Annotated in this window: 12 protein-coding genes; 3 read left to right on the top strand and 9 right to left on the bottom strand. The window is 65.1% G+C overall.

What is annotated here, in order from left to right; all coding sequences use genetic code 11:
* Positions 1 to 31: 31 nt before the first annotated feature.
* Both FNJ84_RS16365 and FNJ84_RS16360 read left to right on the top strand, forming a co-directional pair.
* Entirely contained in the window at positions 32 to 748 is a 717-nt protein-coding gene (locus FNJ84_RS16365) for a GntR family transcriptional regulator (protein WP_185968569.1), read from the top strand.
* A gap of 164 nt (positions 749 to 912) precedes the next feature.
* Complete coding sequence (locus FNJ84_RS16360; protein WP_143794379.1) at positions 913 to 2,088, top strand: MFS transporter; 1,176 nt, start codon at positions 913 to 915, stop codon at positions 2,086 to 2,088.
* A 40-nt stretch (positions 2,089 to 2,128) separates the two neighbouring features.
* Here the strand turns inward: FNJ84_RS16360 and FNJ84_RS16355 are convergent, their stop codons facing one another.
* The 6 genes from FNJ84_RS16355 to wrbA all read right to left on the bottom strand — a co-directional run bounded on the left by FNJ84_RS16355 (position 2,129) and on the right by wrbA (position 6,798).
* Positions 2,129 to 2,845, bottom strand: a complete 717-nt coding sequence (locus tag FNJ84_RS16355) for a dienelactone hydrolase family protein (RefSeq protein WP_143794378.1) — start codon at positions 2,843 to 2,845, stop codon at positions 2,129 to 2,131.
* A gap of 16 nt (positions 2,846 to 2,861) precedes the next feature.
* Entirely contained in the window at positions 2,862 to 3,827 is a 966-nt protein-coding gene (locus FNJ84_RS16350; protein ID WP_143794377.1) for a hypothetical protein, read from the bottom strand.
* 45 nt (positions 3,828 to 3,872) lie between these two features.
* The gene (rraA, locus tag FNJ84_RS16345) at positions 3,873 to 4,400 is read right to left on the bottom strand and encodes a ribonuclease E activity regulator RraA (protein ID WP_221932001.1); all 528 of its coding nucleotides are present in this window, start codon (positions 4,398 to 4,400) and stop codon (positions 3,873 to 3,875) included.
* Positions 4,397 to 5,410 (bottom strand): TAXI family TRAP transporter solute-binding subunit, encoded by a 1,014-nt coding sequence (locus FNJ84_RS16340; RefSeq protein WP_143794375.1) that lies wholly within the window; start codon positions 5,408 to 5,410, stop codon positions 4,397 to 4,399. Before FNJ84_RS16340 ends, rraA begins: the two co-directional genes overlap by 4 nt.
* Before the next feature lie 92 nt (positions 5,411 to 5,502).
* The gene (locus FNJ84_RS16335; RefSeq protein ID WP_143794374.1) at positions 5,503 to 6,090 is read right to left on the bottom strand and encodes a VOC family protein; all 588 of its coding nucleotides are present in this window, start codon (positions 6,088 to 6,090) and stop codon (positions 5,503 to 5,505) included.
* 24 nt (positions 6,091 to 6,114) lie between these two features.
* Positions 6,115 to 6,798 (bottom strand): NAD(P)H:quinone oxidoreductase, encoded by a 684-nt coding sequence (gene wrbA, locus FNJ84_RS16330; protein WP_143794373.1) that lies wholly within the window; start codon positions 6,796 to 6,798, stop codon positions 6,115 to 6,117.
* Positions 6,799 to 7,147: 349 nt separating this feature from the next.
* On the opposite strand from wrbA, the gene FNJ84_RS16325 reads away from it, so the two are divergent.
* A complete protein-coding gene (locus FNJ84_RS16325; protein WP_143794372.1) occupies positions 7,148 to 8,833 on the top strand; it encodes an amidohydrolase in 1,686 nt (561 codons plus the stop codon).
* A gap of 43 nt (positions 8,834 to 8,876) precedes the next feature.
* Here FNJ84_RS16325 and FNJ84_RS16320 read toward each other — a convergent pair whose 3' ends face one another.
* The 3 genes from FNJ84_RS16320 to FNJ84_RS16310 are packed head-to-tail and all read right to left on the bottom strand — an operon-like array spanning position 8,877 to position 11,748.
* Positions 8,877 to 10,025, bottom strand: coding sequence for a Xaa-Pro peptidase family protein (locus tag FNJ84_RS16320; protein ID WP_143794371.1), 1,149 nt, complete (start codon positions 10,023 to 10,025; stop codon positions 8,877 to 8,879).
* On the bottom strand, positions 10,025 to 10,897 hold the full coding sequence (locus tag FNJ84_RS16315; protein WP_143794370.1) for a dipeptide ABC transporter ATP-binding protein: 873 nt from the start codon (positions 10,895 to 10,897) through the stop codon (positions 10,025 to 10,027). The genes FNJ84_RS16320 and FNJ84_RS16315 overlap by 1 nt, the downstream gene beginning before the upstream one ends.
* Complete coding sequence (locus tag FNJ84_RS16310) at positions 10,897 to 11,748, bottom strand: ABC transporter ATP-binding protein (protein ID WP_143794369.1); 852 nt, start codon at positions 11,746 to 11,748, stop codon at positions 10,897 to 10,899. Before FNJ84_RS16310 ends, FNJ84_RS16315 begins: the two co-directional genes overlap by 1 nt.
* Positions 11,749 to 11,750 lie beyond the last annotated feature (2 nt).

The raw sequence follows: 11,750 nt of genomic DNA, 5'->3' as shown, positions 1-11,750 counted from the left end.
GAAAAAAATTGCATCCATTTTCGGGACAAACATGGCCGAACCCAAGGGCGAAACCGCAGCAGACCGTGCCTATCGCATCTTGCGCAGCGCGATTCTCAGTGGCCGGCTTCCCACCGATCGCAAGGTGACCGAGGCAGGGCTGGCCGAGATGCTGGACCTGTCACGCACCCCGGTGCGCAACGCCGTCGGACGCCTGCTGATCGAGGGGCTGCTGCAACGGCGCAAGGGCAGCGGGCTGTGGTGCATCCTGCCCACCCGCGACGAAATTCGCACGATCTTTGACATCCGGGCGCGGCTGGAATCCTATGCCGCCGCCCGCGCCGCCGAATTTGCAACGCCCTTGCAGCGGGCCGAACTGGTCGCCTCGGCCGCCCGGATGGCGCTGCTGGTGGACGAGATGCTGTCGGACCCGCATGCCGATGTCGTGCCCCGGATCGACGCCGAAAACGCGCTGTTTCACTGCAAGATCGTCGAGGCCGCCCATGCCCGCCGGCTGGAGCTGCTGCTGCAAAGCACGATCGACGTGAATCTGGTGACGCTGACGCTGCAAGCCTATGGCACCGAACAGCGGATGCGATCGGCCAGCCATCACCACGAAATCGCGGTCGCGATCGCCGGTGGCATGGTCGAACTGGCCGGCAAGGCGATGGAGGTTCACATCCTGTCCGCCGCCTCTTTCGTGCTGACCGATCCTCAGGCCGATCACCCCGCGCCCCGGCAGGGCAAAATGCCGGTCCGACCCGGCTGATGACCTGAAACCGTGCCGCGTGCCGGTTCTTGCAGACCGGAACGCAATAGATCACCATGGCGCGATCCGCGCGTCAGGCAAAGCCACCGCTGGCGGCGCCGTCCCGCCCCCGCAACGGAGAACATCACATGGCATCAGACCCGCAAAATCCGGCCGGCCGCAGCATGGCAAGCGATCCAAGGGTCTGGGCCTTGCTGTTGGCGGCGACGCTGACAATCATGTCAAATGCCACCATCACACCAGCCCTGCCGGGATTAGAGGCCAGCTTTGCCGACACGCCCAATGCGGGGCTGCTGACGCGACTGCTGGTCACGGCACCCTCGCTGCTGGTGGCGATCTCGGCGCCCTGTATCGGCATGGCCTCGGACAGGTTCGGACGCAGGCCGTTGCTGCTGGCCGGGGTCGCGCTTTACGCCATTTCGGGGACCGCAGGCGCGCTGCTGCCCTCGCTGGAGGGGATCTTTGTCAGCCGCCTGATCCTGGGGCTTGGTGTGGCGCTGATCATGGTGACGCAATCGGCGCTGGTGGGCGACTACTTCGCGGCAGCCGATCGCGGGCGCTTCATGGGCTGGCAGATGGGGGCGACCAATCTGGGCGGCTTCGTCTTTATCGCGCTGGCGGGCTGGCTTGCGGGCATCTCGCCGCGCCTGCCATTCCTGATCTATGCGCTTGGTTTCGCCTATCTGCCCTTCCTGTGGTTCGCCCTGACCGAGCCGGACCGCAGCGCCAAGGTCAGCGGCGGCGACCCGGCCGAGGGCCACAGCGACTGGCCCAGGATCGTGGCCATCATCTCGGTCATGGCGTCGCTGACGCTGGTGCTGTTCTATATCGTGCCGACGCAGATCCCGTTCTATCTGGTCAGCATCGGCCATCCCGAACCCGCCGCCTCGGCACAGGCAATGGCGCTGCTGACCATCACCGGCGGGATTTCGGCAATCAGCTTTGCCGCCGTCCGGGCGCGGCTTGGCAATGGGCTGACCCCGGCGCTTGGCTATGTGATCATCGCGGCAGGCTTTTTCGCGCTGCATCAGATCCAGTCCATGACCGGGGTGCGCATCGGGTCGCTGCTGATCGGGCTGGGGCTTGGCTATGTCATGCCGACCTTCATCGTCTCGGCCCTGACCGTGGCGCCCGAACGCCGCCGCGGCGCGGTATCGGGCACGGTCACGACGGCGCTGTTTCTGGGGCAGTTCCTGTCGCCGCTGGTCATTCAGCCGCTGGTCGATCTGTACGGCTATCCGACGACCTTCCTGATCGCCGCGATCGTCCTGCTGCCAATGGCCGCCCTGATCGCCTGGCTGCTGGGCAGCGTCGGATCGCCCCGCAAGGGCGCTTCCTGACGCCGCCGCGGCCGGCGGCGCCCCCGGCGCGGGCCGCCTGTCAGCGCAGGTTCTCTTCGAAGAAAGCGGCCAGCGCCTGCCAGGCGCGGCGGTCGGCGGTTTCCTGATAGGCGACGCCCGGAATGCCCGCGCGGTCAGCGAAGTTGTTGGTGAAATTATGCCCCGCCCCGCCATAGAAATTCATCTGCCAATCGGCACCGGCATCGCGCATCTCATCCATGAAACCGCTGATCTGGTCCTGCGGGATGATCGGATCATCGCCGCCCGTGCAGATCAGGATCGACGGCCGCACCTGCCCCTTCTGCGCCGGCAACGGCGTGTCCAGATTGCAATGAAACCCAACAATCGCACGCAGATCGGCCCCGTCCCGCGCCAGTTCCAGCGAGCTGACCCCGCCCAGGCAGAACCCGATCGAGGCCAGCCGCCCGGCATCGACCCCCGGCCGCCCCGCCAGCATGTCCAGCACATGATGCAGCCGCTTGCGCAGCGCCGGCACGTCGCCACGCAACTGCCCGACCAGCGGAAACGCCTCGTCCAGCGTCTGCGGCTCGCGCCGGTCGCCGTAAAGATCGACCGCAAGCGCGTGATAGCCCATCGCCGCCAGCCGCCGCGCCCGATCCTTCGGTTGCTCGCCAAACCCCCACAGGTCGTGGATCACCAGCACCCCCGGCAGGGGCCCGGCAAGGCTGTCATCCCAGGCCGCATAGGCGCCGCAGCGCTGGCCCTGATAGTCGAAATCGAAATCCTCGGTCTGCATGATCCCTGTCCCTTTCCTATGCCAGCAACATCAGCCGCGCCGCATCCGAGGCCGGCATCTCAAGCGCCACACCGGCCGCAAGCGCAAGATCATTCGCCGCCGATATCCGACCGTCGTTCCAACTGCTGTAACCATCGCCAATCCGCGCTGACATCGTTCCGACCGAGGCTGCCATGATCCCCATCCGGTTCAGGATCGGCAGGGCCGCGATGCCGCTGTCAAACCTGGCCTTGCCGCAATCATTGCCGATGCAGCCCTTGAAGCGGCGCTTTTCGATGATTGGCCCGGCAATCGCACCCATATGCGCGCCCCAGACGATCACATCCTGCGCATGTTCATCACCTTCGGGAAAATTGGTCACGGCGGACGAGGCATAGGCCCTGCCGCTGCCCACCTTGATCATCTCGCTGATGCGGCGATCCAGCGGCAGTTCGGTCTCGGATGGCTGGCGCAAGGGCGCGCCCAGCATCAATGTGGCGGCCTCGATTGCCGACATCCCGACGGTCACGCCAAGCGAAGTCGCGGTCTGGTTGGCAAAGCTGATCACACCCCCGGCCATCGAGCGGCCATTGGACAGCGCCGCCGACATGGTCTCGACAGCCGCCACCGGAATGCCATGCTGATCGCCCACGGGCAGCGCGCCGATGCCGGCCCGATCCTTGCCGATGCCCGCATCATGGGCGACGACGCCGCGCACGCCCTGGCGCACCACATGCGGCAGGGTCGAGGCACCGCAATAGGACCCGGCGATGACGACATCGGCGGGCGTGACGCGCGGGTCATAGATGTTCAGCAATGAATCCATCGCCAGCACCTTGCCCGCATCAGTCTGACTGACGGTGCCCAGCTTTTCCGCCCCAAAAGGCTGCGGTTCGGTTGCGCCCTGCGCCGCCGCTGACCGCCAGCCGGGCAAGGCAAGCGCCCCCAGCATGACCCCTGCGGCGGAACACCCCGCCAGATTGATGAAACGGCGTCTGTCCATCTGCTCCTCCCAAAGCATGTGATGAAAGCGGCGGATGCCGGGCAGTCAGTAGCCTGCGCCCGGCAATGGCTTCAGTTCGGCAGGATCGAGCCGGACAGAACGGACGATCACCGCATCCTCGTCGACATAGATCCAGTCGTCGGGGGTAAAGCGGACGCCGCCGAAGCCGACCGACTCGGGCCCGCCGGGGGCGGTGGTGGCGCTGCCGCGCCGGGCCGTCACGCCAAGCGCGCGCACGCCCAGATCAAGCTGGTCAATCACCACGGAATCGCGGATCGCGCCGTTGATCACCACACCGACCCAGCCATTCGCCACGCCGATCTCGGCCAGCCGATCACCCATGATCCCGATCCGCAGCGAGCCGCCGCCATCGACGACCAGCACCTTGCCCTGCCCATCACCGCGCAGTGCTTCCAGCACCGGCAAGTGGCTTTCATAGGTCCGTACGGGCACGCAGTGGCCCCAGAACCGCCGCCGCTGGCCAAAGGCACGGAACTGTGCCTCGACCACGCGGGTGCCATCAGGATCGGAATCGTGCAGATCGGCGGTGGTCGCCTGCATCGCCCCACTCATTTCGGGCCACCGATCACCGCGCCCTCTTCTTCATAGAAGCGGATCGCGCCGGGGTGGAAGGGCAGCGTGTCGTCAAGGCACAGTGCCTGCGCGCTGACAGGCGAGGTCAGCGGGCTGAAAGGCGGAGGATACATGCCCTCGACCTCGGCCCCGTGCTGGACCAGCGCCTGCGCCAGAAGATAGGCATAGCGATCCGGCAGATCGCGACGGCAGAACAGGCACCAGTTCGAAAAGTCGACGCAGGCGATGTCCTGATCCTGAAGACGGAAACGCCCCGCCTTCATCACCTTGCGGCGTGCGCCATGTTTCTGTTCCAGCCGGGTCAGAACCTGATCGCTGACCGACAGGAACTGCATGTCGACGGCCTGGGTTATGTCATGCCAGGGCTGGGTCATGATCGCCTCGTCAAAGATGGCATCAAGCTCGCCGTCGCGCAGCTTTTGCAGGCGGCTTTTCTGCTTTACATGCACGGCCAGCGCGTCGATGGGGGCGCGGTCGGCGTCGATCACCTGCCCGCCCCAGCTTTCGATATCGGCCAGCGAGAAGCCGTATTCCTCCAGCACCTTGTCGATGATCCAGCCGCCGGGATGGCCCATGCCACGCGGCGGGATGCCTACACGCAGCGGGATTTTGCGGTCGCGGATATCCTCGATCCGGGTGATGCCCAACTCGCGCCGGACCATCATCGTGGACAGGTCGTCATGGGGCAGCGTGGCGATGGCCGCCAGGTCCAGCTTTTCGCCACCCAGAATCCCGCCTTCGGCAATCGAACGAACCAGCCAGGGCGGCGAGGACAACCCGGTCTGATAGACCCCGTCATGAACCAGTTGCGGCCCGGCAAAACACATCCGCCCCGGATGATCGGTATGGGTCGAGATGGTCGAGCCCTTGGGCAGCGGGCTGTGATAGCCGTTGATGGCATGGGCCATCACCGCCCCCAACCGCAGCCAGTTGAAGCCCGGCGTCAGCATCTTGAATTCAAGGGGATCGGTGTCGTTGGTGACAATCATGGGGTTTCCTTTGGCATGGCATGCCCTTGGACAGGGAAAGTCGCGGGCGGCAGAAGCCGCCGGCCCGCAGATCGCGCAGCAGGGGCGACGGCCTAGCCGTCAACGCCCTCGGGCTGCCGGGCTGGCATGTTCGGCCAGTCATGGACCAGATCCTTCCACTTCATGATGCCGACGCCGGGGGCGCCCATCATCATGGATTTCTCTTCCGGGTAGGGCTCCCAGGTGCAGATTTCCAGCTTATGACCCTCGGGCGTCATGAAGTAGAAGGTGGTGCAGTCGATGCCCCGATGGCGATAGGGGCCGGAAACCGGAATGATTTTCTTCAGCCGTTCGAAATTCGCTTCCAGATCCTTTGCGGTCACCTTGAAGGCGACATGGGGCGCGACATTTTCGTCATCCTTGCTGACGGTCATCTCGCCCTCGGGGACCTCGGTGCATTGGAACAGCACATTGCCGACGCGGATGAAGATATGCGGCACGCGGCCCATGTCGCGGTCGACATCGTCAAAACCGGCGTAATAATAGGGTTCGCCGCCCAGCACCTCGCGGACGAATTTCTCCATCAGCGCGATATTGCGCGTGGGCAGCGCGAAATGATCGACACTGGCCAGGCCAAAGGCGTTGCTGTCGTCCAGATCACGCGCGCCAATGGCGGATGTGCGGTTCTGTAGTTCGGACATGATCGTTTTTCCTCCTCGATCGGTTCAGCCGGTGGTCTGTTGGCCCGGCAATGGGTGTTCGGCGGCGGCGCGGCCGCGCAGCAGGTCGCGCCCGACCAGCGCCGCGCGACGCCCCAGGGCGCGTGCCGCCTGAAGGTCGTCGCTGGTCGGCCCGACGCGCTGGCCGAAATGTTTGGATGTCGCGGTTGCGCCATAGGGCGAGCCGGCGTTTTCGGTGATCCGCGCGGTATAGCCCGGCGCGGCAAGGATCATGCCCAGGTGGATCATCGCCACCGACATCCCGATCAGCGTCATTTCCTGCCCGCCATGCGGGGTCGAGGCGGTGGTGAAACAGGCGCCGACCTTGTCCTGAAACGCGCCGCTTTGCCAGACCCCGCCCAACTCGTCGATCAGCGCCTTCATCTCGGCGGTCATCCCGCCCATGCGGGTGGGACAGCCCAGAATGACCACATCCGCCGCCGCGATATCCTGGATCGCGGCAGTGGGACAACTGGCGCGAACGGCGGCATATTTCGGCCCGACATAGTCATGCGCAAGCAAGGCATCCTGATCACCAAGTTCCGGCAGGTGACGCAGCGCGACCGAGGCACCACCACCGATCCGCGCGCCCTCGGCCACGGCCTCGGCCAGCAGCCGGGTATTGCCGGTGCGCGAGTGAAACAACACCAGCGTCCGCACGTCCTTTGCCTCTGGGATCAATCGAATCATGATGTCCTCGATAGTTAAATTACCGTAAAACGATAATTTGACATTTGCAATACGTCGTGGTTATCGAAATTTGTGCATTTTATTCACCAGAACGCGAGCCCGCGCCATGACACCGGCACATCTGCAATACAAGGCGCACCCGCCCGCATGGGCGCGCGGCGCGCGGCGCGCGCAGGTCACATGGCTGTGCCCTCTTGTTGCAATGAAATCGCTGCCCCTATCTTGCGGGTGCCGCGCCCATCCTCGCCGGGTCAGGCCATGGCCAGATCACAGGGCAGCAGCGGGCACCCCGTCGGCGCAAGGCTTCGCACCGGCAATCCCCGAGATGCAGAACCGAAAAGGAGACCCCATGACCCGTTCACTCGCCAAGGCAGCCATCGTGCTTGCCGCTCTGGCCCCGGCGTCGGCGCTTGCGCAGGCGCAGGCACCAGACCTTATCCTCTATAACGGCGAATTGCTGACCCTGGATGACAGCCAGCCGCAAGCCAGCGCCATCGCGATTTCCGGCCAGACGATCCAGCAGGTCGGCGACGATGCGGCGATCCGCGCGCTGGCCGGTGACGGCACGCGGCAGGTCGATCTGGGCGGGCGCACCGTGATCCCCGGCCTGGCTGATGCCCACAGTCACCTGATCCGGGGCGGGCAATCCTTCACGCAGGAAACCTATTGGCTGGGCGAGACCAGCCTTGCCTCGGCCTTGCAGAAACTGGCGACGGATGCTGCGGGTCGCGGGGCGGATGAATGGGTCGTCGTGGCCGGATCGTGGATCCCCGAGCAGTTCGAGGAAAAGCGTGGACCGACGCCCGCCGATCTGACGGCTGCGGTGCCCGATCATCCGGTCTATGTGCAGCAGCTTTACGATGACGCCTGGGTCAACGCCAAAGGGATCGAGGTGCTGCGGCTGAACAGCCCCGAGCCCGCCGTCCCGCCCAGCATCACCATCGAGCGCGACGCTGACGGACTGGCCACCGGCCGGCTGTTGGGTGGGGTCTATCCCTATAACATGCTGCTGCCGCAGCTTTTGCCGCAGGATCCGGCACTGCGGGTCGACAGTCTGAAAACCTTCTTTGCGACCCTGAACGGCTTTGGCGTGACAGCCATTGTCGATGCGACCGCAGGCGCGCCCGAGAATTACCAGATGCTGTTCGACCTGGACCGCTCGGGCCAACTGGATCTGCGCGTCAGCTATCGCATTCCGGGCCAGAAACCTGGCAACGAACCGGAATGGATCGCGAATTTCATGGCCTTCCGCCAGCCGCATTACGAGGCGGGCCGCGTCGGCTTCAGCGGGCTGGGCGAGGCACTGGTGGGCGAGATGTATGACGGTGTTCAGATGGGGCCGGGCTTCACCTCGCCGCCGCCCGCCCATGACCGGCTGCGCGACATCGGCGATTTCGCCGCCGCGCGTGGTATTCCGTTGGAATTTCACGCCTATACCGACGATGCCGCCGCCGCGATTCTGGATGTGTTCGAGGATGTGAACACCCGCCATCCGATCAAGGACCTGCGCTGGTCGCTGGCGCATCTGAACACCGGATCGGAACAGACCTTGCAGCGCATGGCCGCGCTTGGGCTGGCCTATTCGGTGCAGATGGGCCCCTATTTCGAGGCCCCCGGCATCCTTGCCGCCAACGGGCCGGACGTGGCCGCGAAATCGCCCCCCGTCCGCACCGCGCTGGATCTGGGCCTGAAGGTTGCGGGCGGGACCGATTCCACCCGGATCGGGGTCTATGGCGTCTGGCAGGCGATCGAGTATTACGTCACCGGCACCTCGTTGGGCGGGGTGGTGCAGAAGCCCGCCGACCAGTTGCTGACCCGCGAGGAAGCGCTGCGGCTTTACACGACCAATGCAGCGTGGCTGGGCTTTGCCGAGGACCGGCGCGGCACGCTGAGCGCCGGCAAACAGGCCGATCTGGCAGTATTGGACCAGCCCTTCCTGACCATACCCGCCGATCAGATCGACACAATTCGCGCTGATCTGACGCTGGTGGATGGCGAGATTGTCCATGACCAACTGACTGGCACCGCAAACTGACACCGCCATCGGGCGCAACTGCCCGACGGCCGCAAACGACAGGTCAGCCCGCCACCGAGGTGGCGGGCGGGCAGAACCAGCGCGGCCCGTCCGCCGTCATATAGACGATATCCTCGGACCGGACGCCGCATTCGCCATAGACACACAGCATCGGCTCGATCGAAAAGCACATGCCGGGGACCAGCGGTGTCTGGTTGCCTGCGACGATCCAGGGTTCCTCGTGCAGTTCAAGGCCAAGCCCGTGGCCGGTTCGATGCGGCAGGCCCGGCACGCGGTAACCCGGCCCGAACCCATCGGCCAGCAGCGAGGCGCGGGCGGCAGCATCCACCGCCGCGCAGGTCGCGCCCGGTTGCGCGGCGGCAAATGCCGCCTGCTGGGCGCGCTGTTCGCAGGACCACAGATGGCGTTGCCGTTCGCTGGCGGCGCCGAATACATAGGTCCGGGTGATGTCGGAATGATAGCCGTGCAACCGCCCCCCCAGATCGACCAGCACCATATCGCCATCGCGCAGCACCTGCGGATAGGGCACACCATGGGGATAGGCCGTCGCCTCGCCGAATTGCACGGCGACAAAGACCGGCCCCAGCCCAAGCGCCAGATGCGCGGCATTGACGAAATCGGCGACCTCGCCCGTCGAGACACCAGGCCGCAGGCCGGCACGAACGGCCTGCTGCACCGAATGGCTGGCATCCATCGCGACTTGCAGAATTGCCAGTTCGGCAGGCGACTTGATCCGTCGCTGCGCCGCGATCAGATCCTGGGCCGAACAGACCGCCAGACCCCGCACGGCCATCAGCCGGCCGGCAAAACCAAAGGGCATGGCCGGATCCAGCGCGATCCGACCCCCTGCCCGCGCAGCGATCAGGGCAAAGGGATCCTCGTCCTCTTCCCAGATGGCGATTTCGCCCGGAACCCGGATCATGGTTTCCAGCTTGGGCCGTTCGAAATTGGGTGTGATATAGACCAGCGATCCATCGGCCCTGATCAGCGCCCCGTGCAGCCGTTCCGAGGCATGCAGCGACAGCCCCGTATAATAGGTCAGCGAAGCGGTCGCATCCAGCCATAACGCGGAAAGCCCCTGCCCCCGCATAGCCGCCGACAGCGCGGCGATCCGGGCCTGAAACTCGGCCGTGGCGATCGCCGGGGCGTCCACCGGGGTGAACGCCGCCAGCGCCTTGTCAAAGCCCCCCATCAGGCGACCGGCTGTGCCGACCGCGTCGCCTTGCGCCGGGCAACACGGGCACGGATGGCCTCGACATCGGTGATCGGCGTCGCGGCGAACAGCGAGCGCGTATAGGGATGCTGCGGATCGGCAAACAGCGCCTCGCGCGTGCCCTGTTCGACCGCGACGCCTTTTGAAATGACCATCACGTCATCGGCGATATAGCGCACCACCGACAGGTCGTGACTGACGAACACATAGGTCAGGTCGAACTCGTCCTGCAAATCAGCCAACAGGTTCAGCACCTGCGCCTGCACCGACAGATCCAGGGCCGAGACCGGTTCGTCCAGCACCAGCAGTTGCGGGTTCAGCATCAGCGCGCGGGCAATCGCGATCCGCTGCCGCTGCCCGCCCGAGAACATATGCGGGTAACGGTTGAAATGCTCGGGCTGAAGCCCGACCTTTTTCAGCATCGCCTCGGCCCGCTCGCGGCGCTCGGCGGCGGGGACCTTGGTGTTGATGATCAGGGGCTCCATCAGCACGTCACCGACCTTCTGGCGCGGGTTCAGGCTGCCATAGGGGTTCTGAAACACCATCTGCACCTTGGATCGCAGCGCCGGGCCGGGGCGGTGGCGATGGATGTCCACCACCTCGCCATCAATCAGCAATTCGCCGCCCGAGGGCGCGTCGATCAGCGCGATGATCCGCGCCAGCGTCGACTTGCCCGAGCCGCTTTCGCCGACGATGGCCAGCGTCTTGCCCTTCTCGACCTTGAAGTCGATGCCGTTCAGCGCGCGGACGGTCTTGCCCTTGGCGAACATGCTGCCGGGAACGCGGTAATCCTGCACGATGGCGCGGCCCTCGACGACAGGCGTGCCGGCGGCGGGGTTTTGATCTGGCATCACGCACCCTCCTGCTGGAAGAAATCGGACACGGTGGGCAACCGGTCGCCAGTCGCATGTTCCGGCAAAGCCGACAGCAGCGCGCGGGTATAGGGATGCTGGGGCGATTCAAACAGCGACAGCACGTCGGCTTCCTCCATCTTCTTGCCCTTGTATTGCACGACCACCCGATCGGCGGTTTCGGCCACAACGCCCATGTCATGCGTGATCAGGATCAGCCCCATGCCGTAATCCTCTTGCAGCTTCATCAGCAGGTCCAGAATCTGCTTCTGGATGGTCACGTCCAGCGCCGTGGTCGGTTCATCCGCGATCAGCAGGCGCGGGTTGGTGGCGATGGCCATGGCGATCATCACGCGCTGGCTTTGGCCGCCCGACATCTGGTGCGGATAGGCCTTGATCTTGACCTCGGGTTCCGGGATGCCGACCGCCCGGAACAGTTCCAACGCGCGTTGGTGGGCATCGCGACGCGACATGCCCAGGTTCAGGCGCAGCACCTCCTCGATCTGGAAACCGACGGTGAATGACGGGTTCAGCGAGGCGATGGGTTCCTGGAAGATCATCGTGATCTCGCGCCCGATCAGCTTGCGGCGTTCGGCGGGCGACATCTTCAGCATGTCGCGGCCGTCATAGGTCATGACATCGGCGGTGATGGTGGCGGTGTCGGGCAGAAGCCCCATCACCGCCAGCATCGAGACCGACTTGCCCGAGCCGCTTTCGCCGACGATGGCCAGAACCTCGCCCCGGTCGACATGAACGTCGATGCCATCCACGGCGGTAAAGCTGCCGGTGGCAGTGGCGAATTTGACCGTCAGGTTCTTGATGGTCAGCAATGCCCCAGTTTTGTTGGTCATGG

The organism is Paracoccus sp. M683 (genome assembly GCF_007096355.1).
GTDB lineage: Bacteria > Pseudomonadota > Alphaproteobacteria > Rhodobacterales > Rhodobacteraceae > Paracoccus.
The sequence above is the reverse complement of the archived record's forward strand: the minus strand, read 5'-3'. Positions and strand labels throughout refer to the sequence as shown.

Excerpts from the sequence above, each read along its gene's own strand:
- FNJ84_RS16365 (WP_185968569.1), top strand. The coding sequence starts at position 32 with ATGGCCGAACCCAAGGGCGAAACCGCAGCAGACCGTGCCTATCGCATC.
- FNJ84_RS16360 (WP_143794379.1), top strand. The coding sequence starts at position 913 with ATGGCAAGCGATCCAAGGGTCTGGGCCTTGCTGTTGGCGGCGACGCTG.
- FNJ84_RS16355 (WP_143794378.1), bottom strand. The coding sequence starts at position 2,845 with ATGCAGACCGAGGATTTCGATTTCGACTATCAGGGCCAGCGCTGCGGC.
- FNJ84_RS16350 (WP_143794377.1), bottom strand. The coding sequence starts at position 3,827 with ATGGACAGACGCCGTTTCATCAATCTGGCGGGGTGTTCCGCCGCAGGG.
- rraA (WP_221932001.1), bottom strand. The coding sequence starts at position 4,400 with ATGAGTGGGGCGATGCAGGCGACCACCGCCGATCTGCACGATTCCGAT.
- FNJ84_RS16340 (WP_143794375.1), bottom strand. The coding sequence starts at position 5,410 with ATGATTGTCACCAACGACACCGATCCCCTTGAATTCAAGATGCTGACG.
- FNJ84_RS16335 (WP_143794374.1), bottom strand. The coding sequence starts at position 6,090 with ATGTCCGAACTACAGAACCGCACATCCGCCATTGGCGCGCGTGATCTG.
- wrbA (WP_143794373.1), bottom strand. The coding sequence starts at position 6,798 with ATGATTCGATTGATCCCAGAGGCAAAGGACGTGCGGACGCTGGTGTTG.
- FNJ84_RS16325 (WP_143794372.1), top strand. The coding sequence starts at position 7,148 with ATGACCCGTTCACTCGCCAAGGCAGCCATCGTGCTTGCCGCTCTGGCC.
- FNJ84_RS16320 (WP_143794371.1), bottom strand. The coding sequence starts at position 10,025 with ATGGGGGGCTTTGACAAGGCGCTGGCGGCGTTCACCCCGGTGGACGCC.
- FNJ84_RS16315 (WP_143794370.1), bottom strand. The coding sequence starts at position 10,897 with ATGCCAGATCAAAACCCCGCCGCCGGCACGCCTGTCGTCGAGGGCCGC.
- FNJ84_RS16310 (WP_143794369.1), bottom strand. The coding sequence starts at position 11,748 with ATGACCAACAAAACTGGGGCATTGCTGACCATCAAGAACCTGACGGTC.